18 protein-coding genes, 1 tRNA gene and 1 pseudogene are annotated in these 18783 nt (G+C 66.5%); 11 read left to right on the top strand and 9 right to left on the bottom strand.

The window, feature by feature from the left end:
• Positions 1-3: 3 nt before the first annotated feature.
• The gene (locus CXY81_RS02765; protein WP_104193888.1) at positions 4-1305 is read left to right on the top strand and encodes a hypothetical protein; all 1302 of its coding nucleotides are present in this window, start codon (positions 4-6) and stop codon (positions 1303-1305) included.
• On the opposite strand, the gene CXY81_RS02760 is transcribed toward CXY81_RS02765, so the two are convergent.
• The gene (locus CXY81_RS02760; protein ID WP_233193941.1) at positions 1302-2189 is read right to left on the bottom strand and encodes a hypothetical protein; all 888 of its coding nucleotides are present in this window, start codon (positions 2187-2189) and stop codon (positions 1302-1304) included. The genes CXY81_RS02765 and CXY81_RS02760 overlap by 4 nt on opposite strands.
• Before the next feature lie 90 nt (positions 2190-2279).
• Here CXY81_RS02760 and CXY81_RS02755 point away from each other — a divergent pair, with 90 nt between their 5' ends.
• Positions 2280-2573, top strand: a complete 294-nt coding sequence (locus CXY81_RS02755) for a helix-turn-helix domain-containing protein (protein WP_104100222.1) — start codon at positions 2280-2282, stop codon at positions 2571-2573.
• Here the strand turns inward: CXY81_RS02755 and CXY81_RS02750 are convergent.
• From CXY81_RS02750 to CXY81_RS02740, 3 genes are read right to left on the bottom strand one after another with little or no spacing between them, the layout of a single operon-like run.
• Positions 2570-3316 (bottom strand): ABC transporter ATP-binding protein, encoded by a 747-nt coding sequence (locus CXY81_RS02750; protein WP_104171575.1) that lies wholly within the window; start codon positions 3314-3316, stop codon positions 2570-2572. The two genes, CXY81_RS02755 and CXY81_RS02750, sit on opposite strands and share 4 nt — an antisense overlap.
• Positions 3316-4116, bottom strand: a complete 801-nt coding sequence (locus tag CXY81_RS02745; RefSeq protein WP_233193940.1) for an ABC transporter permease — start codon at positions 4114-4116, stop codon at positions 3316-3318. Before CXY81_RS02745 ends, CXY81_RS02750 begins: the two co-directional genes overlap by 1 nt.
• 46 nt (positions 4117-4162) lie before the next feature.
• Entirely contained in the window at positions 4163-4855 is a 693-nt protein-coding gene (locus tag CXY81_RS02740) for an NTP transferase domain-containing protein (protein WP_104193886.1), read from the bottom strand.
• Between the two features lie 804 nt (positions 4856-5659).
• Here CXY81_RS02740 and CXY81_RS16810 point away from each other — a divergent pair.
• The 3 genes from CXY81_RS16810 to CXY81_RS02725 all read left to right on the top strand — a co-directional run bounded on the left by CXY81_RS16810 (position 5660) and on the right by CXY81_RS02725 (position 8845).
• Entirely contained in the window at positions 5660-6835 is a 1176-nt protein-coding gene (locus CXY81_RS16810) for an ABC transporter ATP-binding protein (protein WP_233193939.1), read from the top strand.
• Positions 6811-8385 carry a PAM68 family protein gene (locus CXY81_RS02730; protein ID WP_233193938.1) on the top strand — a complete coding sequence of 525 codons (1575 nt, stop codon included), beginning with the start codon at positions 6811-6813 and terminating at the stop codon, positions 8383-8385. Before CXY81_RS16810 ends, CXY81_RS02730 begins: the two co-directional genes overlap by 25 nt.
• A gap of 169 nt (positions 8386-8554) precedes the next feature.
• Positions 8555-8845, top strand: a complete 291-nt coding sequence (locus CXY81_RS02725; protein ID WP_104171578.1) for a DUF3039 domain-containing protein — start codon at positions 8555-8557, stop codon at positions 8843-8845.
• 15 nt (positions 8846-8860) lie between these two features.
• Here the strand turns inward: CXY81_RS02725 and CXY81_RS02720 are convergent, their stop codons facing one another.
• Together CXY81_RS02720 and CXY81_RS02715 are read right to left on the bottom strand one after the other, a co-directional pair.
• Positions 8861-10183 carry a nicotinate phosphoribosyltransferase gene (locus CXY81_RS02720; protein ID WP_104193885.1) on the bottom strand — a complete coding sequence of 441 codons (1323 nt, stop codon included), beginning with the start codon at positions 10181-10183 and terminating at the stop codon, positions 8861-8863.
• A gap of 52 nt (positions 10184-10235) precedes the next feature.
• Complete coding sequence (locus tag CXY81_RS02715) at positions 10236-11468, bottom strand: beta-ketoacyl synthase (protein WP_198411977.1); 1233 nt, start codon at positions 11466-11468, stop codon at positions 10236-10238.
• A gap of 244 nt (positions 11469-11712) precedes the next feature.
• Between CXY81_RS02715 and murI the strand changes: the two genes are divergently transcribed.
• From murI to CXY81_RS02695, 4 genes are all read left to right on the top strand, one after another.
• A complete protein-coding gene (gene murI, locus CXY81_RS02710; protein WP_104100215.1) occupies positions 11713-12576 on the top strand; it encodes a glutamate racemase in 864 nt (287 codons plus the stop codon).
• The gene (gene rph / locus CXY81_RS02705; RefSeq protein ID WP_104193884.1) at positions 12573-13307 is read left to right on the top strand and encodes a ribonuclease PH; all 735 of its coding nucleotides are present in this window, start codon (positions 12573-12575) and stop codon (positions 13305-13307) included. The genes murI and rph overlap by 4 nt, the downstream gene beginning before the upstream one ends.
• Before the next feature lie 4 nt (positions 13308-13311).
• Positions 13312-13902: an RdgB/HAM1 family non-canonical purine NTP pyrophosphatase gene (gene rdgB, locus CXY81_RS02700; protein WP_104193883.1), complete on the top strand. Its 591-nt coding sequence runs from the start codon at positions 13312-13314 to the stop codon at positions 13900-13902.
• A 92-nt stretch (positions 13903-13994) separates the two neighbouring features.
• Positions 13995-14906 carry a cation diffusion facilitator family transporter gene (locus CXY81_RS02695; RefSeq protein WP_104193882.1) on the top strand — a complete coding sequence of 304 codons (912 nt, stop codon included), beginning with the start codon at positions 13995-13997 and terminating at the stop codon, positions 14904-14906.
• A 52-nt stretch (positions 14907-14958) separates the two neighbouring features.
• Here CXY81_RS02695 and CXY81_RS02690 read toward each other — a convergent pair whose 3' ends face one another.
• The 3 genes from CXY81_RS02690 to CXY81_RS02680 form a co-directional block, all read right to left on the bottom strand.
• The gene (locus tag CXY81_RS02690; protein WP_369828330.1) at positions 14959-15732 is read right to left on the bottom strand and encodes a DedA family protein; all 774 of its coding nucleotides are present in this window, start codon (positions 15730-15732) and stop codon (positions 14959-14961) included.
• Between the two features lie 109 nt (positions 15733-15841).
• On the bottom strand, positions 15842-16525 hold the full coding sequence (locus tag CXY81_RS02685) for a DedA family protein (RefSeq protein WP_104193881.1): 684 nt from the start codon (positions 16523-16525) through the stop codon (positions 15842-15844).
• A 1-nt stretch (position 16526) separates the two neighbouring features.
• Positions 16527-16608, bottom strand: a tRNA-Leu gene (locus CXY81_RS02680).
• 186 nt (positions 16609-16794) lie between these two features.
• Here CXY81_RS02680 and CXY81_RS02675 point away from each other — a divergent pair.
• Together CXY81_RS02675 and CXY81_RS02670 are read left to right on the top strand one after the other, a co-directional pair.
• Positions 16795-17682: pseudogene (locus CXY81_RS02675) on the top strand (CpaF family protein); the annotation flags it as partial.
• A 377-nt stretch (positions 17683-18059) separates the two neighbouring features.
• Positions 18060-18731 (top strand): hypothetical protein, encoded by a 672-nt coding sequence (locus CXY81_RS02670; protein WP_146067595.1) that lies wholly within the window; start codon positions 18060-18062, stop codon positions 18729-18731.
• The last annotated feature ends 52 nt before the right edge of the window (positions 18732-18783 follow it).

Genomic DNA, 18783 nt, shown 5'->3' with positions numbered 1-18783 from the left:
CGGGTGGGTATTCAACGAGACGTCAGGCTTGGGCTCAAGCTGGTCAGGGACGTCACGGCGTCCCGCAAGGCACAGCGGCTGCTGAACGGGCGGCTGTCCACGCGTGAGCCGCTGCCCCGGAATCACTTCAAGATCGCGGTCTACTTCGCCGACGGCGACGTCAATCTGTACCAGATGCGGCAGTGGTACAAGCCGCTCGCGAAGCTCGCCGAGACCTGGCCCGTGCTGGTGCTGAGCCGCAGCGGGGCAGGTGCCCTGCCGCTGATCGATGAGTCCCCGCTCCCGGTTGCCTACGTTCGCCGGGTCGTCGACCTCGAGCAGGTGCTGGCCCAGCAGGACATCCGGATCGTGTTCTACGTGAACCAGAACACCCGCAACTTCCAAATGATGCGCTACGGGGGCCGCTGGCACGTTTTCATCAACCACGGTGAGAGCGACAAAATGTACATGGTCACGAACCAGATCAAGGCCTACGACTACGCCTTCGTCGCCGGCGACGCCGCGATCGCCCGTCTCGACAAGGTGCTTTGGGACTACGACTTCGACAAGCGCGCCCTGAAGATCGGCCGCCCCCAGGCCGACTTCTACTCCGGCGCGACGCCGTTCGCCCCGGACGAGCGCCAGGTCATCCTCTACGCTCCGACCTGGGAAGGCGACCGGCCAGCCGCCGCCTACGGCTCGATCGCGTCCCACGGCGTTGCCCTGGTGACGTCACTGCTGGCCTCGGGCCGGCACCGCGTGATCTACCGCCCGCACCCCCGCAGCGGCGTGGTGAGCAGCGAGTACGGCGCGGCGAACAAGACCATCATCGCGGCCATCGCGACGGCGAATGCGCGGGATGCCTCGGCCCGGCACATCTACGACACGAGCCCCGACCTGGGCTGGCAGTTGTCGGCAGCGGATGTCGCCATCGTCGACATCTCCGCGATGGTCTACGACCGTCTGGCCTCGGGCAAGGCTCTGATGGTGACCCGCCCGGTCGACCCGGCCGCCCAGATCGACTCAGGCGGCTATCTCTCCGACTGCGAGTGGCTGAACGTCGACGATGCGGGAAGTATCCTCGGCGTGCTCGACGATCTCACCCATGACAGCGAGGCCCATGACCGGCTCAAGATCTGGGTCGAGCGTTACTTCGGCGACACCGGTCCCGGAGTCGCCACGGAGCGTTTCCACGCCGCTGTGGCGCACCTGATGGACGAGTGGGAGCGCTTCGACGCATCCCACCCGCAGGCCGTGAGCCTGGAAGTGGTCGAACCAGCCATCGACGCTCCGACGGACGAGGTCAGCGACGTCGAGAAGCTCTAGTCTGCACGGGGCGGTGTCGGCGTTGTCGGGTCCGGTGCGCCGGGCATCCGTCGCCGGGGGGAAAGCCGGCCGGACAGGCCGGTCAGGGACAGCCGGGTGATCCCGGGGATGCGGAGGGCCGGCGATTCCCGAACGACGATCCGCACCCGGGGGTCCAGTTCCTCGCGGAAACCGACCGGCGGCTGGCCGAACGCGAGCCGCGACGCGTGAACGACCCGCGAGCCCAGGATGTGGTTGCCCGCACCCCCGATGATGGCGCCCACACCGAACGGCAGGGCCTTGCCGATGAAGCTGGCGCCGCCCCTGGCGGCGAACTGCCGGATGAAGCTGCTCTTCAGCCGATCGGTCAGCGGTCCCATGATGGCCCGGGGAATGCTGGTCGTGATGAGTTCGCCCCAGTAAGCGGCGCGCGGGACGCCGGAGCCGGAGACCTGGCCGGCCAGCTGGCGCACGAGGTCTGAGCCTTCGCGGCCGAGCATCATCGTCATCACCAGAGCGCGTGCCCGCTCGGGGTCCTCGACCGTGATGCCGTGCACCTCGCTCACCGACTGGGTGAACAGGGCGGTGGCCTCGAGGAACCCGGCCGTCTCCACGCCGGAGATGGCCAGGGTGACGGCGGTGCCGACCCCCGGGATGACCGCCGTCGCGCCGACCGCGGCACCCCCGGTGGTGACGGCGGCGAGGTAGCGCCGCTCCAGGATCCGGATGATCTCCACGGGCGACGCCTGTGGGGAACGGCGGCGCACGGAACGGATGTGCGCGAGCACGGCAGGACGGTGGATCGCCATCACGCGGTCGAAGCCCGTGACGATCCCGGTGGGGAGCTGGCCGCCTTTCGGCAGGCCGCCCGTCTCGGAAATAATCGGCTTGGTTTTTCTGGCCATCAGAGTGCCCTCCGTCAGTGTCCCGATGAGTTTACGTGCCCCGGCTGGGTGCCACTGGCGGAAAACTCGGTGCGCGCCTATACAAGGAGAATGCCTGAGCCGAAGTCAGAAGCATCCCGAATCCTCGGTGTTCGCCTGCGTCGTCGGCGGCGCCAGTTGTCCCTCAATCAGGAGGCCGTCGCCCACCTGGCCGGCCTCAACGTGTCCAACTACGCGCGGATCGACCGGGGACTTGGCAACCCCACTTTCCACACCCTGATCCGGCTCGCCACAGTGCTCGGCATTGAGCCGGGCGATCTGATGACCGGGTTCAATTCCGCTCAACTGCCGCCCTCCCGGGACGGCCTGGAAGATCCGGATGCCGTGATGGCCTCGGCCCGTTAGGCCGGCTTGATCCCGTATTGCGAGTTGTAGAGCGCCAGCACCTCGGTGATGGGGGCATCCAGAACCAGCGCACCCTTGTCAAGGTAGAGACCTCGGGTGCAGAAGCGCTTGAGGTCCCGCTCGTTGTGGGACACGAAGAACAGAGTTCGCCCACCGGCGAGCAGTTCCTCGATCCGCCGGTAGCACTTCTCCCGGAACGCCTTGTCGCCGACGGCGAGCACCTCGTCCACGAGCAGGATGGGCTCCTCGAGCCGGGAAATCACGGCGAACGCGATGCGCACCTTCATACCACTGGACAGGTGCTTGTAGGGCGTGTCGACGAAGTCGGCGATCTCCGCGAAGGCGATGATCTCGTCGAAGCGCACCGCGATCTGCTTCTTCGTCATCCCGTGCAGGCCCGCGGTCAGGTAGACGTTCTCGCGCACAGTGAGGTCGTCCACGAAGCCACCCGTGATCTCGATCAGCGGGGCCACACCCTCGGTCACACGCACCGAGCCCTCGTCGGGCAGCACGACGCCGGTGACCAGCTTCAACAGGGTCGACTTGCCCTGCCCGTTGCGACCGACCACGCCGATCGCCTCGCCGCGCTGCACCGTGAACGCAACGTTCCGCAGCGCCCAGAATTCGTTCGGGCGGATGCGCCGCCTCCGGGCGGCGAACAGGTCCTTGAACGAGCGCCGACCGCGTCGATTGCGGCGGAAACGGATGCCGACACCCGTGAGGGTGATCACCGGTGCCGACACTAGATCTCCTTCAGGACGGCGCGCTCGGTGCGCGTGAAGACAACCAGGCCGGCGAAAAGAAAGAGGACCGACATCAGCGCGCTGATCAGCACGAGAATCCAATCGAGCTGCTCGGGGAAGAACGCGGCCCGGTACAGGCTGAACAGGCCGCTGAGCGGATTGAAGCCGGCCCAGAACTGCAGTTCCGTGGGCAGGTCCGCGGTGCCATAGATGATCGGCGATGCGTAGAACAGGAAGCGGAGGATGAGCTTCACGGCCCGCTCAAGGTCGCGGAAGAAGACCACGAGGGGAGCGACGATCAGCCCGATCCCTGCGGTCAGGATCGTCTGAAGCAGGATCGCGAGGGGGAAGAGGGCCGCACCCGCGCTGAGTTCAGCCCCGGCGATGAGTGCGAACAGCAGAAGCACCGGGATGGACGCCACAAACTCGATGCCCTTGGACAGCACGAGCCGGTTCACCCAGATCGTGCGGGGTATTCGGGTGGACCGAATCAGCTTCGCTTCGCGCAGGAACGCGCGGGTGCAGTCGGACACGGTGCCGTTGAACCACATCCACGGCAGCAGCGCCGACAGCAGGAAGACGATGTACGGTTCGTTGCCCACCGTGCGCTGGAAAACCTGGGTGAAGACGAACCAGTAGATACCGGCCATGACCAGAGGGTCGAGAATCGACCAGAAGTAACCGAGCAGCGACGTCGAGTAGCGCACCCGCAGATCCCGCTGTGTGAGCAACCAGAGGGAATGACGGTACCTGGCGAAAGACGTGCGCTGCTCAGGGCGCACTTCCGCATATCTACTCACGCGCTCTATCGTAGGGGCGCGGCGCGCGCCCCTGCGAAAGGCGCCGCTAGACGAAGAGGTTCGCCCGTTCGAGATCCTCGGCGAAGTCGACCTCGACCGCGTAGAAATCGGAGATGTCGAGAGGCTCGACCAACAGGTTGTTCTTCTCGATCGCGAGTTCGATGCCGCGCTCGAAGTAGTCCTGGTCGGCGACCTTCGTCAGGTGGTGGACCAGTACAGCCTTGTACGCGCTGGAAATATAGTTGATGCCCACTGCCTCGCCCAACCCGCCCTTGACAGTCTTGGAGAGTTCTTTGATGTAGCCCTCGGCGCTGGTCGTGTACTTGACCTCCTCGTCGGACACCTTGGAGGTGTTGACGGTGACGAAGGACTGGTCGCGAGCGACCATCGCGGCAGCGCGGTCGAGAATGGCCGGGTCGAAGACGACGTCGCCGTTCATCCAGAGCACACCGCCGGTGGTGGACGCCTGGAGAGCGCGCATAAGGCTCTTCGAGGTGTTGGTCTGGTCATACTCTTCGTTGTAAACGAAGGATGCCTGAGGGAAGGCCTCGATGATGTGCTCGAGCTTGTAACCGACCACGATGGTAACTTTCGCCTTCTTGCCGAAGGCGTGCGCGATGTTGTCGAACTGCTGCTGCATGATTGTTCGACCGTCGTTGAGCTCGGTGAGCGGCTTCGGAAGCGAACGACCGAGTCTGCTTCCCATACCTGCTGCCAAAATGACTACCTGGGTGGTCACGATTGTCTCCTCAAAAAAGAATTCGAGTGACCGAGACTCCCTCAGATTCAGATCGAGTTTGTCTAGGGTTCACTTGTAAGTTCACGTACAGACACACCGTCATGCCAACTCGAGAGTACCCTACGCCCTCGGTTGGGGGGAAGAGCGGACTCCTTTCCGTGTTGCTTTCGTGACCCGGGCGCCCGTGACTGGGCAGCGCCTGACTGTGTTTCCGGGTGACCCCCGAAGCCTGCGATGTCAGACGGTCCTTGGTAGGTTAGCGAGGTGACTCCAGCGCCCCCGACATCCGAGCCCGACGAGCAGAAGGTGCCCTCTTCTGCGCTAGATTCTGCTGAAACACAGGCCACGACGCCGGCTGTTGTGCGCACCGTCCCGGTGCGCAAGGCCCCTGTTCCCAAGGCGCCGCCGCGCACGAAGGCTACCCCCCGTGTGGCCGCCGGGCGACCGAGTACGGCCCGCGCAAAAGCGGCTGCAGAGGCGAGGGAGGGCACCCCCGGGGCGCCCCTTCCGAAGAAACCCGCGGCCAGGACCAGCCCAAAGCCCGCACCGAGACCGGCCCCGAAAAGGCCCGTCGCAGCGCCGGAGTCTGACTCTGAAGGCACGTCGCCGACGGCCGACGCCCCGACACTCGCCTCTCCTCCCATCACCGCGGCTCGCACGACGTCGGCTCGCACGACGTCAGTACGGGCTACGGCCGCGCGCACGGCAGCGGCGAAATCTGAGTCCGTCGCGAAAACCGGCGCGGCCCGGTCCAGTGCGGCCAAGGCCAGCGCAGCGCGGGCTGCGGCCATCCGGGCGGCGACCTTGGCTGCGGCTGCGGCCGCGGCCGCCGTCGCCGAACCTGACGCGAAGTCAGTCGAACCTGTCTCTGAGCCTCTCGCCACTGACTCTGAGAGTGTCGAACCTGACGCGGAGCCTGCCACGCAGGTTCTGCCGGAGTTCATCCCGTCGCCGGGCGAGGAGGCCGAGCCGGTCCTGGTCGCCGCGCTGTCCGTGCCCCAGCCATTCGCTGCCGACGCATCCGCTGCCGACGCATCCGGTGCCGACGCATCCGTGTCGGCAGGCATCGAACTGGTGCCCGTACCGGTGCAGCTGCCTGGGTTCGCCGAAACGGAGCTGCTGCCTGCCGCCGCCCCCGCTGCCACGGAACCGCCCGTCGTGAAACGGGCCTCCCGCCAGCGCGCCCCGGTGATTGCGCCGACTGCGCTCGATCTCGCCCCGCCGGTTGTGCTCGCGGTCAGCGGTCTGCACAAGAGCTTCGGCCGGACCGTGGCGGTATCGGGCATCGACCTCGAGGTTCGCGCGGGGTCGTTCTTCGGGATCGTCGGACCCAACGGCGCCGGCAAGACCACGACGCTCTCCATGGTCACCGGGCTGCTCCGGCCGGATGCGGGCACCGTCACGGTGAACGGCATCGACGTCTGGGGGAGCCCGATGGCCGCCAAGCGCATCATCGGCGTTCTGCCTGATCGACTGCGCCTGTTCGACCGCCTGACCGGAGCCCAGCTGCTCTATTACTCCGGGGTGCTCCGGGGTCTCGACGACGTCACCGTGCGGCAGCGCGCGGCCGACCTGGCAACCGCCTTCGGCCTCGAAGACGCGCTTAATCGCCTCGTCGCCGACTACTCGGCCGGCATGACGAAAAAGATCGCACTCGCCTGCGCGATGATCCATTCGCCGCGACTGCTCGTGCTCGATGAGCCGTTCGAGTCCGTCGACCCGGTCTCCGCCGTCAACGTCACGGAGATCCTGCAGAAATACGTCGCCAGCGGTGGAACGGTCGTGCTGTCGAGCCACGGAATGGATCTGATCCAGCGCGTCTGCGATCGTGTCGCCATCATCGTGGAGGGCGCGGTGCTGGCCTCCGGCACAATCGACGAGGTTCGCGGCGAGAAAACGCTCGAGGAGCGGTTCATCGAGCTGGCCGGTGGACGCAAGGTGGCGGAAGGCATGGAGTGGTTGCACAGTTTCTCGGACTGAAAGTCCGCCTGCTCGCCAATCTGTTCCGGCGCAGCCCCTGGCAGGTCGTCGGCATCGTGATCGGCCTGCTCTACGGCCTCGCCCTGGCCGTCGGCCTCTTCGTAGTGCTCGTCGGGCTGCGCTTCACGGGAGATCCCGTCGCCATTCGCGACGGCCTGGTCGTCGCTGGATCACTCGTCGTGCTCGGCTTCCTGCTGTTCCCGCTGGTCTTCGGGATCGACGACACCATGGACCCGCGCAAATTCGCGACCATGGGCATCCCTAGCCGGAGGCTTTCGCTCGGTCTGGCGCTGTCCTCTCTGGTCGGGGTGCCCGCGTTCGTGCTCTCGGTCGTGCTGCTCGGCACGGTCGTGACCTGGTCCCGCGGCCTCTTAGTGACGGTGCTCGCCCTCGCCTCCGCCACCCTGCTGCTGGCCACCTGCATGCTCGTGTCCCGGGTGAGCACGTCGCTGGGGGCGTTCCTGCTGGCAACGCGTCGATCCCGGGAATTCACCGGAATCATCGGGGTGCTTCTTCTGGTGATGATCGCCCCCGTCGTGCTTCTGGCGCTCAACTTCGATTGGGGTCGCTACGGCCTCGACCTGATCGGCGGGCTGGCGGGCATCCTCGGCTGGACGCCCCTCGGTGCGGCCTGGGCCGTTCCCGGGGACGCCTCCACCGGGCTCTGGGGTGCGGCCGTGCTCAAGCTCTCGATGGCCGCGGCAACGACGTACCTGCTGTGGCTGGCCTGGCAGGGACTGGTGGCACGGATGCTTGTCACGCCCGGCCGCGAGGCTCAGGCTCGCCAGTACGGCGGGCTCGGGTGGTTCGACAGCATGCCGCACACTCCGATGGGTGCGATTGCGGCCCGCAGCCTCACCTACTGGCGCCGCGACTCCCGGTACTGGATGTCGGTGATCGTCATCCCGGTCATTCCTCTGATCGTCATCTTGCCGCTGTCGTTCGCGGGGTTGCCGATCTCCTACCTCGCTCTTCTGGCGGTGCCGTTGATGAGTGTGTTCCTGGGCTGGACCCTGCACAACGACGTCGCCCTGGACCACACCGCGGTCTGGCTGCACGTGGCCTCCGGCACCCGCGGATTCGAGGACCGGATGGGCCGGTTGGTTCCCGCACTCTTCGTGGGGATCCCGATGATCGCGGCTGGGTCGGCGATCAGCGTGTCGGTCTACGGCGACTGGGCGGTGATGCCGTCCATCCTGGGGGTGAGCACCAGCATCCTGCTGACCGGGCTCGGGCTCTCGAGTTATTCATCGGCGCGCTTCCCCTATCCGGCGACCAAGCCGGGAGACAGCCCTTTCGCTCAGCCTCAGGCGTCGGACACGGCGGCCGCGCTGATCCAGTCGTTCACCTTTGCGGGGTCGATCCTGCTTTCGCTCCCGGCTCTCGCCTGCGCGCTGCTCGGCGTCTTCGTCGACCCGGTCTGGAACATCCCGGCGCTCGTGCTGGGCGTCGCCAGCGGGCTGATCACGCTCGTGGGCGGGGTCTTTCTGGGTTCGCTCGCGTTCGAACGGCGCGGGCCGGAGATGATCGCCTCCGCCGTGCGGGCCTAGGCGTCCTGACGTTCGCGTGGCGCGCGTGCTGCGCCGCTGCGCCGGTGGCACGCCACGCGCGGAGGGGCGCAGCTCCCGCGCGACTCGCTCGCGGTATCCTCCGGGCTCCGGCTCGCGGGCAGGATCAGCAGGCCTGCCGGTGCGCCCGCGGGTTGTTTAGACTGAGTGCATGACTGATCACTTTCGCGCGAGCATCGCAGAACCCGGAAACCCCGGCACCGGCGGCGGCACCTCGACGCTCGACCGTGAGCTCGAGCAACTCCTCAACCAGGAGCACATCGAGCCGGGCGACCACGAGCGTTTCTCGCATTACGTGCCCAAAGACAAGATTCTCGAATCGGCCATTTCCGGCAAGCCGGTGCGCGCCCTCTGCGGCAAGAAGTGGCTGCCCGGACGCGACCCGGAGAAGTTCCCGGTCTGCCCGGCCTGCAAGGCCATCTACGAGAAGATGAAGGCCTGATTTGCCGGTTGAGCGCTACCGGTACAGGGTCGGGATGACGGGGTCGCCGCGCCCGAGGCGGAAGGCCTCGATCGGCAATTCCTGCATGACGGCTGCGTGGTGCGCGCGGGCGCGGGTCGTGCCGGCCGCCCCGAGGTAGCTTTCGTCGATCACGCCGTCGGTGATCAGAGGCACCAGCAGCACGCGGTCCCGGCCCGAAGGCTCTGCGGGCGGAGTGGAGCCGGCCGGATCCTCGCCGATCAGGACGACCTCGGCGCGCGCGATCCCGGCGGAGTCGAGCCGGCGCACGGCCCGCTTTCGGCCGCCGACCGAGCTCTTCGCGGGCGAGGTCTTGGCGACGGGCACCCAGTCTCCGGCGTCGTCGCGGTGCGCGACGAGTTTGTAGACCATCCCGGCGGCGGGGGAGCCCGAACCGGTCACCACCGATGTGCCCACGCCGAAGGCGTCCACGGGCGACGCGGACAGGGCGGCGATGGAGAACTCGTCGAGGTCGCTGGTGACGGTGATGTGCGTGTTGACGGCACCGAGCGAGTCCAGTTGGCTGCGGGCCTCCGCCACCCTGGTCGGCAGGTCGCCGGAGTCGATCCGGATCGACCCGAGCGCCGGTCCGGCCACCCTGACGGCCAGTTCGATGCCCGCGGCGACGTCGAAGGTGTCCACGAGCAGGGTGGTGGCCGGTCCGAAGGCCGCGACCTGGGCACGGAAGGCGTCTTCCTCGCTGTCGTGCAGGAGAGTGAAGGAGTGGGCGGCGGTGCCCATGGTGGGCACGCCCCAGCTGCGGCCGGCCTCCAGGTTGCTGGTCGAGGCGAAACCGGCGATGTAGGCGGCCCGGGCGGCGGCGACCCCGGAGTACTCGCCAGTGCGGCGCGAACCCATTTCGGCGAGGGGGCGGCCCAGGCTGACCGAGACCATCCGTGCGGCCGCGCTGGCGACGGAGCTGTCGTAGTTGAGCACGCTGAGAATCAGGGTTTCGAGGATGACGCATTCGGCGAAGGTGCCGTCCACCGTGACCAGGGGCGAGCCCGGGAAGTATGCCTCGCCTTCCTGGTAGCCCCAGATGGTGCCGCGGAAGGCGTAGTCGGCGAGCCAGTCGATGGTGGGCTCGCGCACCACACGGTTGTCTCTCAGCCAGGTGAGTTCGGCATCCGTGAACCGGAAGGCCCGGATGAGATCGAGCAGCCGCCCGGTGCCGGCCACGATGCCGTAGCGGCGGCCGGAGGGGAGGCGCCGGGCGAAGGCCTCGAACTGGCACTCTCGTCCGGCGGTTCCACTTTGGATCGCGGCGTCCACCATGGTGAGTTCGTACCGGTCGGTGCGGAATGCTGAGGTTTCGGTCACCCGGAAAGCTTATCCGCCCGGCCCGGTACGTGTTCTTGTCGGAGCAGAAGGCCTACAGCGCCCCGAAGGCGACGATGCAGTTCTGCCCGCCGAAGCCGAACGCATTCGCCAGGGCGAACTTCACCGGCTTCTCCCGGGCGACCCGCGGCACGTAGTCGAGCGTGCAATCCGGGTCCGGGGTCGTGTAGTTGATGGTGGGCGGGATGATGCCGGTTCGGACCGACAGGGCGCAGAGCAGGCCGGAGAGGGCACCCGCGGCGCCGATCATGTGGCCGGTCATCGACTTGGGGGCGGTGACGGCGATGGAGTCGGCAGCGTGCCCGAGTGCCTGGCGTATCGCAGAGGTCTCGGCCCGGTCGTTGGCTTGGGTGGACGTGCCGTGGGCGCAGATCATGTCGATGTCGCTCGGGTTCAACTTCGACTTGATGAGGGCGCGGGTCATGGCCAGGCTCGCGAACTTGCCGGTGGGTTCGGGCGCGACGATGCTGTGGCCGTCGCTGGTGAGGGCGCCGCCCAGCACCTCCGCGTAGATCTGGGCGCCGCGGGCTCGGGCGTGGGAGAGCAGCTCCATCACGAAGATGACCGCTCCCTCACCGAAGACGAGTCCGTTGCGGTCGGCGTCGAACGGCCGGGAGGCCTCGGCCGGGGAATCGTTGTTCTTGGAGGCCGCGTGCATGGCGTTCAGGCCCGCGAACATGACGGGCGTGATCGCAGCCTCGACCCCGCCGGCGATGACGACGTCGGCGTCACCCATCACGAGCATGGTGCGTGCCTCGAGGAGTGCGTAGGCCCCGCTGGCGCAAGCCAGGGCACTCGCGTTGACCGGTCCGTGGACGCCGAGGTCGATCGCGATCTCGCAGGCGGCCATGTTCAACAGGGCGGAGGGCACGAAGCGCGGCGGGATGCGCCGGGAGTCGCCGGAGTTGACGAGCTCGGTGGCTTCCTGGATCTCCGCGAAGCCGCTCACGGCGCTGTTGACGACGACCGCCGTGTCGATGCCTTCCATGGAGGCGCCGAAACCGGCGTCAGCCACCGCCTCGCGGGCTGCGGCGATCGCGAGCTGCGAGGCCCGGGATGCGCGCTTGACCTGCTTCACGGTCATCCGCTCGGCCGGAATGAAGTTCTTCACCTCGCCGGCGATCTGCGTCGGCAGACCGGCGGGATCGAATTGGGTGATCCGGGCTACGCCGCTGCGGCCGCCGGTGAGACCCGACCACGTGTCGCGCCAATTGTTGCCCAGGGGCGTCAAGGCGCCCAGCCCGGTGATTACGACTCGATCATTCACGGTGATCATCTCCTCAAACAACGAATGTGACGTCATTCTGTTGCGGCGTCCGTCGGTTGGCGGGAGCCATATTCCGAGTGTAGTTACGGCCATATTCCCCGAATGGAACGTGCTGACGCTACCGGGGCGAGACTGGGAACATGCCGTCAATCTCCCTGTCCAAGGGGGTGATCGCCGGCCGCGCCGGACCGGGTGCCGCGCGTACACGGATGGGGGTCAGGGATTCCGACTAGGCTCAACTGTCGTGACGGATGCACCGATTGGAATCTTTGATTCCGGAGTGGGCGGCCTGACTGTCGCCCGGGCAATCAAGGATCAACTGCCCAATGAATCGATCCTCTATATCGGAGACACTGCGCATTCTCCGTATGGCCCGAAGAGGATCGCGGATGTGCGCGGTTTCGCCCTTGACGTTCTCGACGACCTGATTGCCCAAGATGTGAAAATGCTGGTCATCGCCTGCAACACCGCTTCGGCCGCGATGCTCCGGGATGCCCGTGAGCGCTACAGCGTTCCCGTGGTCGAGGTCATCCAACCGGCCGTGCGCCGTGCCGTGCGCACCACCCGCAACAACCGGGTCGGCGTGATCGGAACACTGGGCACAGTTAAATCGCGCGCCTACGACGACGCGTTCGCCGCGGCCACCGACATCCAGCTCCTGACGCAGGCCTGCCCACGGTTCGTCGAATTCGTCGAGGCGGGAATCACCACGGGCGACGAACTACTGTCGGTCGCCGAAGGCTATCTCGCCCCGCTGCGGGCCGCGGAAGTCGACACGCTCGTTCTCGGATGCACGCACTACCCCTTCCTGCGCGGTGCCATCTCCTACGTGATGGGGGACACCGTGACCCTCGTCTCCAGCGACACTGAGACGGCCAACGACGTGTACCGGCTGCTGGTGAGCCAGGGCCTGGAACGCACCGAGCAGGCGCCACCCAGCTACCGGTACGAGGCCACCGGCGACAGCGCCGACGATTTTCTGCACCTGGCTCACCGGCTGATCGGGCCGGAAATCGGTCGTGTCGACCTGGTCGAGACCGGGTCGTTCAGTTTGAGCGAGCTTGCCGAGTTCGCCGCATCGCATCCCAACCCCAAGGAGACCCCGTGACCGACACCGTGCGCGTAGACGGACGAACGAACGACCAGCTGCGCCCCGTCACGATCGAGCGCGGTTGGAGCGACCAGGCCGAAGGGTCGGCCCTGATCTCGTTCGGGCGCACCAAGGTGCTCTGCACGGCCTCGTTCACCAACGGCGTACCTCGCTGGATGGCCGGCAAGGGCAAGGGCTGGGTCACGGCCGAGTACTCCATGCTGCCGCGCTCCACCGACTCTCGAATGGACCGCGAATCGGTCAAGGGCCGCATCGGCGGGCGCACCCACGAGATCAGCCGCCTGATCGGACGCAGCCTGCGCGCCGTGGTCGACATGAAAGCGCTCGGCGAGAACACCATCGTGTTGGACTGCGACGTGCTCCAGGCCGATGGCGGCACCCGCACCGCGGCCATCACGGGAGCCTACGTGGCCCTGGCCGACGCCCTCGAGTGGGGCAGGGAGAAAAAGTTCCTCAGCCAGAAGGCCCAGCCTCTGATCGACAGCGTCGCGGCCATCTCCGTGGGCATCGTCGGCGGTGAGTCCATGCTCGACCTTGCCTACACCGAAGACTCCCGGGCCGAGACCGACATGAACGTGGTCGTAACCGGCCGCGGCCTATTCGTGGAGGTGCAGGGCACGGCCGAGGCCGCGCCGTTCGACCGCACCGAACTTAATTCTCTGCTCGACCTGGCGCTGGCCGGGACGATCTCCCTGACCGAGTTCCAGACGACGGCGCTGGGGCGCTAGGGCCATGCAGGTCGTTCTCGCCACCCACAACCAGCACAAGGTCGAGGAGCTGCGGCGCATCCTCGCCCCCCGGCTCCCCGACCTCGACGTGCTGGCCTACGACGGCCCCGAGCCGGTCGAAGACGGCGTCACCTTCGCCGAGAACGCTCTGATCAAGGCGCGCGCCGCCGCTGCACACACCGGTCTGCCGGCCATCGCCGACGACTCCGGCATCTGCGTGGACGTCCTCGGCGGTTCGCCCGGCATCTTCTCGGCCCGCTGGTCCGGGCCCGCCCGGGACTCCGACCAGAACCTGCAGCTGCTGCTCTGGCAGTTGGGCGATGTGGCCGCCGAGCACCGCGGCGGACACTTCACCTGCGTCGCCGCGCTGGCCATGCCCGACGGCACGGAGTGGCACGTGACCGGGGAATGGCTCGGGCAGATCCTGACCGAGCCGAGCGGCGCCGGCGGCTTCGGCTACGACCCGATCTTCCTGCCCGACGGCTATGCGATCTCCGCCGCCGAGCTGACCCCGAACGTGAAGAACGAGCACAGCCACCGGGCGAGGGCCTTCGGCAAGCTGATTCCGGTGCTGGAGACGTTGCTGGAAGCCTGACGGGCGCATCCGTCTCGACTGCTGAGAACGGCACTCATTCCCAACTGACGGCTGAACTGGCGGCCGGGTGCTCGCGGCCCTAGCGTGGAGGCATGGGCCATGATCACGCGCACACCTCGCAGACGAACCGTGCGCGTCTGTCGGTGGCGATCGGGATTGTCGCCGCGGTGCTCGTGGTGGAGGTCGTCGGCGCCTGGCTGACCGGTTCCCTGGCCCTGCTGGCGGATGCCGGCCACATGTTCTCCGACCTCGCGGGTCTGATCATCGCTCTGACGGCCACCGTGGTGGCCGCGCGGCCGGCTACCGACCGGCAGACGTTCGGTTACCAACGGGCCGAGGTGTTCGGCGCCCTGCTGAACGGGCTCATCCTGGTGGGGGTTGCCATCGCCGTCGTGATCGGCGCCGTCGGCCGGCTGGTCGACGCCGGCGGCAGCGAGGTGCGGGCGACTCCCATGCTGGTCGTGGCCGTGATCGGCCTCCTGGCCAACGTTGCGGCCCTGCTCCTGCTGCGCCCGGCGGCCGGGTCGTCGATCAATATGCGCGGCGCTTACCTCGAGGTGCTCGGGGACACCCTGGGCTCGGTGGCGGTCATCGCCGCGGCCGGGGTCATCCTAGTGACGGGCTTTGTACAGGCCGATGCGATCGCCTCGCTGGTCATCGCCGGCATGATCGCGCCCCGAGCCCTCGTGCTGCTGCGCGACGTGGTGCGGGTGCTGAGCGAATCGGTGCCGGCCGCAACGGATGTCGCAGAGATCCGGCGGCACCTGCTGGAAACGAACGGCGTAGTGGCGGTGCACGATGTGCACGTGTGGATGATCACCTCCGGAGCCCACGTCTTCAGCGCCCACGTCGTGGTCGAACCTGTGGTGCTCGGCTCGGGTGGCTCCGGCGCACTTCTCGATGAGCTTTCCGCGTGTCTGGCCGACCATTTCGATGTGGACCACTCGACGTTCCAGCTCGAGCCGGCCGAGCACGCGGCGCACGAGGAGAACCCGCACCGGTAGCGTGACCCGCCGGGAGCAGCCCGGACTGTGTTGAGCCCGGACTGTGTTGAGCTCAGTGGTCGTGCTCGTCGTGCTTGTGCTCGTCGTGCGTGTGCTTGTGGATGTCCTCGAAGGCGTCGGCGTCGAGGACGAGGCTTCCGGTTTGGATGGTCCGTCCGGTGCGCGCGTCCCGGCGGGCTCTGGACGCGGACTGTAGGTAGTGGAAGACGGTGGGGATGAGCGTGATGAAGACCGCGGCCAGCAGGATGATGTCGATGTAGTTCTGAACGAAATCTGCGACTGGCGGGATGTAGCCCAGGAAGAAGCCGAAGTAGGTGAGGCCGGTGCCCCAGAGGAGGGCGCCGATCAGGTTGTACAGCGAGTATTTGCGGTAGTCCATGTGGCCGACGCCGGCCGCGACCGGGGCGAAGGTGCGCACGATCGGCACGAAGCGGGCCACGATGACGGCCACGCCGCCGAAGCGAACGAAGAACGCGTTCGTGCGCTCGACGTTCTTGATGCTGAACAGACCGGATTCTTTGCGCTCGAAGACCCTGGGCCCGAACTTGTGCCCGATCAGATAGCCGACTTCTCCGCCGAAAAAGGCCGAGAATCCGATGGCCAGGGCCACCCACCAGATGTCGATCTGGATGACCCCGGCAAAGGTCAGCAGGCCGGTGATGACCAGCAGGGTGTCGCCGGGAAGCAAAAACCCCACCAGCAGGCCGGTCTCGGCGAAGACGATCGCACAGACGCCAAGGAGGGCCCAGGGCCCGAACCCGTTGATCAGGACTTCCGGGTCGAGCCAGGGGATGACTGCCGTGGGAAGCAGGGCTGTATGAATCACTAAGAAACTCCTGTGGGCGTCGGTCAGATCGGCCGGGCGGCGGGATCACTGTGTGCTCTGATACAGGCTAACGCGGTTTTCCGACAGTGCGCCGTGGGCTCGCAGTAGGTCAGGGGGCCTGGACCACTGTCGGGTCGTCGAGGAGCGCGCTGCGGGCATCCAGCCGGTTCTGGGCGCGATCCATCAGCAGGGTGCGCATGCCGAAGACGATTGAGGCGGTGATGAAGACCCCGGCGATGACATAGGCGGTGCTCTTCACGCCGGGGATGGCGGCCGCGTAGTAGCCGGTCAGGGTAAGACCCACGCCCCAGGCCAGGGCTCCGACCAGATTGCTGGTCAGGAACGTGTAGTAGTTCATGCGGCCGACGCCGGCGATCACGGGCACGAAGACGCGGCCCCATGGCATGAACCGGGCGACGACCACTGACCACCAGCCGTACTTGCGGTAGAAGGTCTCCGTCTTGGCGATGGCCGTGCGGGTGTGGCGGCCGCCGTGGCGGTCCAGGTAGGAGCGGCCGAAGTGGCGCCCGAGCAGGAAACCGACCTGGTCCCCCAGGAACGCGGCGATGCCGGTTCCGACGGCCAGAACGGCGATGCTCAGGCTCGGCGTGGATGCAGCCACCAGGCCGGAGCCGAAAAGCAGGGAGTCGCCGGTGATGAACGGGATGAAGACCCCGAGGAACACCGCCGTTCCGGCGAAGACCAGGGCCCAAACGAGCAGGTAGAACAGAACGACGCTGGTACTCTCCAGCAGTTCGTTCAATTGGCCGTCCAGGGCCGAGATGTGACTCATGTGCGGGAGAGGGGACTTGAACCCCCACGCTCGAAAGCACAGGAACCTAAATCCTGCGTGTCTGCCAATTTCACCACTCCCGCGAAGTGCGCTTCCAGTGTACTTCGAGGGAGAGCCCCGCCCGTGAGCGTTGGCCACCTCTCTGGACCGGGCACTGGGGCCACCGCACTGTCGCATCGCCGCACGGGTCGGCCAGATCTGCACGTCTCCGGGCGCGTGGCTGTGGATAAGTCGGGCGTGGTCGGCGAGGGATGGGCGATCATGCAGGAATGAGCGAAGCCGTGCGCATCATCACCGAGCAGGTTCGCACTCGGGTGCGTCGCGACGGCGTCGACCTGGCGTCGAACTCCGGGCTCGCCGAGCAGTACGTGCGCGACGAGGTGCAGCGCTACGCCGAGCGGGCGCTCGGCAACTCCCTGCCGCTGATCGCCGACGAGCGCCAGGCGGCGCGCGAGCTCGTGGCCTCACTGACCGGGTTCGGGGCGCTGCAACCGTTCCTCGACGATCCCGGCATCGAGGAAATCTGGATCAACGCGCCCAGCCGGGTGTTCGTGGCCCGCGACGGGGTGCCCGAGCTGACCCCCATGGTGCTCACCGCGCGGGAGGTGCGCGACCTGGTCGAGCGGATGCTGCAGGCCTCCGGCCGCCGCGTCGACCTCTCCTCCCCGTTCGTCGATGCCTCTCTGCCCGACGGGTCGCGGTTACACGTGGTCATCCCGGATATCACGCGCCAGCACTGGGCGGTCAATATTCGCAAGTTCACCCGGCGCATCCGCGACCTGAACCAGCTGGTCGGGCTCGGGTCGCTCACGCAGCAATCGTCCGAGTTTCTGCGCATGTGCGTGCTGGCCGGGCAGAACATCCTCGTCTCCGGTGCCACCCAGACCGGCAAGACCACCATGCTCAACGCCCTGCTCTCGGCCACGCGCAAGAACGAGCGCATCGTGACGGTGGAGGAGACGTTCGAACTCGACCTGGCCGCGCGCGACGTCGTGGCGATGCAGTGCCGCCAGCCGAGCCTCGAGGGAACCGGGGAGATCACCCTGCGCCGCCTGATCAAGGAGTCGCTGCGGATGCGCCCCGACCGGCTGATCGTCGGCGAGGTGCGCGAAGCCGAGAGTCTCGACCTGCTCATCGCCCTGAACAGCGGGCTACCGCAATTTGTATAGGGCTATATTCGAATCACACGGGACTTAATGCATATTCAGTATGCAATTCGGCTAGGCTTGAGACGCTGAGTTCGTCCAGACCAAAGCGCTTGAACACCCCTGATGCCTGCCATCGGGGGTGTTCTGTTTTCTCCGGACATCACCTATACAAAACAACTAACTGTCCCTGCTATTGGGGTATGAACCCATGATTCACCATCCCAAAACGAACTTCATTTGGGATATTCGGTGATTACGAGCAATTGCGCCCCTTCGCACTGACAGGATCGAATCATCACTTGAGAGCCTCTGCGCTCTTATCCGGGTCAGGCCGGTAGGGACACCGCTCAGCGGTGGGAGTGCAGCTATCGAGTCTGGACACTCCTGTGACTTCTTCCTTCGCTTACCCCATCCCTCTGCCGGATTACCGGAACAGAGGCAAATATGCCCGTAATTACGGCGGCAGGCTCATCAGATGGCTTATCAGATCTGAATACAGACGCCTGCTCGATCTGAATCGAGCCGGGAAAGCACCTTCACTGGACGTTGGCGAGATGACGGGTCGGTTCGAGGACCTGCTTGTCAGGAATGCTGCCTGGGCCGACTACGACGAGCGGAAAGACCAATGGACTATCGATGCCAGGGAAGCTGGAGTCCTAGCCGGCAAAGCCGCAGCCTTCGTCGCCGAGCACTACGAACCGGAGTACCTCGCCAGAGCGGCCCGTGGCGGACGTAGGAGTCGTAGACGGCCCAGCTTCACCGTTCGCCTCCTTAGGGGCTTAGAGGCCCTCTCGAAGGCCGCGCAGGCTGCAGCGTTGGGGTGTTCAACCTCCACGGTCGCAGGACTCCGCAGGGAGCTTGCGCGACGTGTGCGCGCATTGCTGGCTAAGCATCCGCGTACTTCTGCTGAGTTCCTCCGGGTCCTCCTAGTCCAGGACGACAGAACCAGAACGGCCAAACGTGCCAAGTGCCGCTGGGCATCGCTGGAAATGCTCCAGGGCGCTCGGCGTAGAAGGGCGCAGCTCGTGGCATGGGAACGCGTTCTTCTCACTGTGTAGCTTCTGTAATCCCTACGCGAGCACTGGGGAGCCCTCCCGCGGCACAAATCAG

The sequence above is a fragment of the Cryobacterium sp. M25 genome (assembly GCF_002929635.1).
Classification (GTDB): domain Bacteria; phylum Actinomycetota; class Actinomycetes; order Actinomycetales; family Microbacteriaceae; genus Cryobacterium; species Cryobacterium sandaracinum.
Note: the sequence above shows the minus strand (reverse complement) of the source record. Positions and strands in the feature narration are given on the sequence as shown.

What these genes read in the sequence shown, in the direction of transcription:
- CXY81_RS02760 (WP_233193941.1), bottom strand. Translation starts at nt 2,189, where the DNA reads ATGGCCAGAAAAACCAAGCCGATTATTTCCGAGACGGGCGGCCTGCCG.
- CXY81_RS02755 (WP_104100222.1), top strand. Translation starts at nt 2,280, where the DNA reads ATGCCTGAGCCGAAGTCAGAAGCATCCCGAATCCTCGGTGTTCGCCTG.
- CXY81_RS02725 (WP_104171578.1), top strand. Translation starts at nt 8,555, where the DNA reads ATGACTGATCACTTTCGCGCGAGCATCGCAGAACCCGGAAACCCCGGC.
- rdgB (WP_104193883.1), top strand. Translation starts at nt 13,312, where the DNA reads ATGCAGGTCGTTCTCGCCACCCACAACCAGCACAAGGTCGAGGAGCTG.
- CXY81_RS02695 (WP_104193882.1), top strand. Translation starts at nt 13,995, where the DNA reads ATGGGCCATGATCACGCGCACACCTCGCAGACGAACCGTGCGCGTCTG.
- CXY81_RS02685 (WP_104193881.1), bottom strand. Translation starts at nt 16,525, where the DNA reads ATGAGTCACATCTCGGCCCTGGACGGCCAATTGAACGAACTGCTGGAG.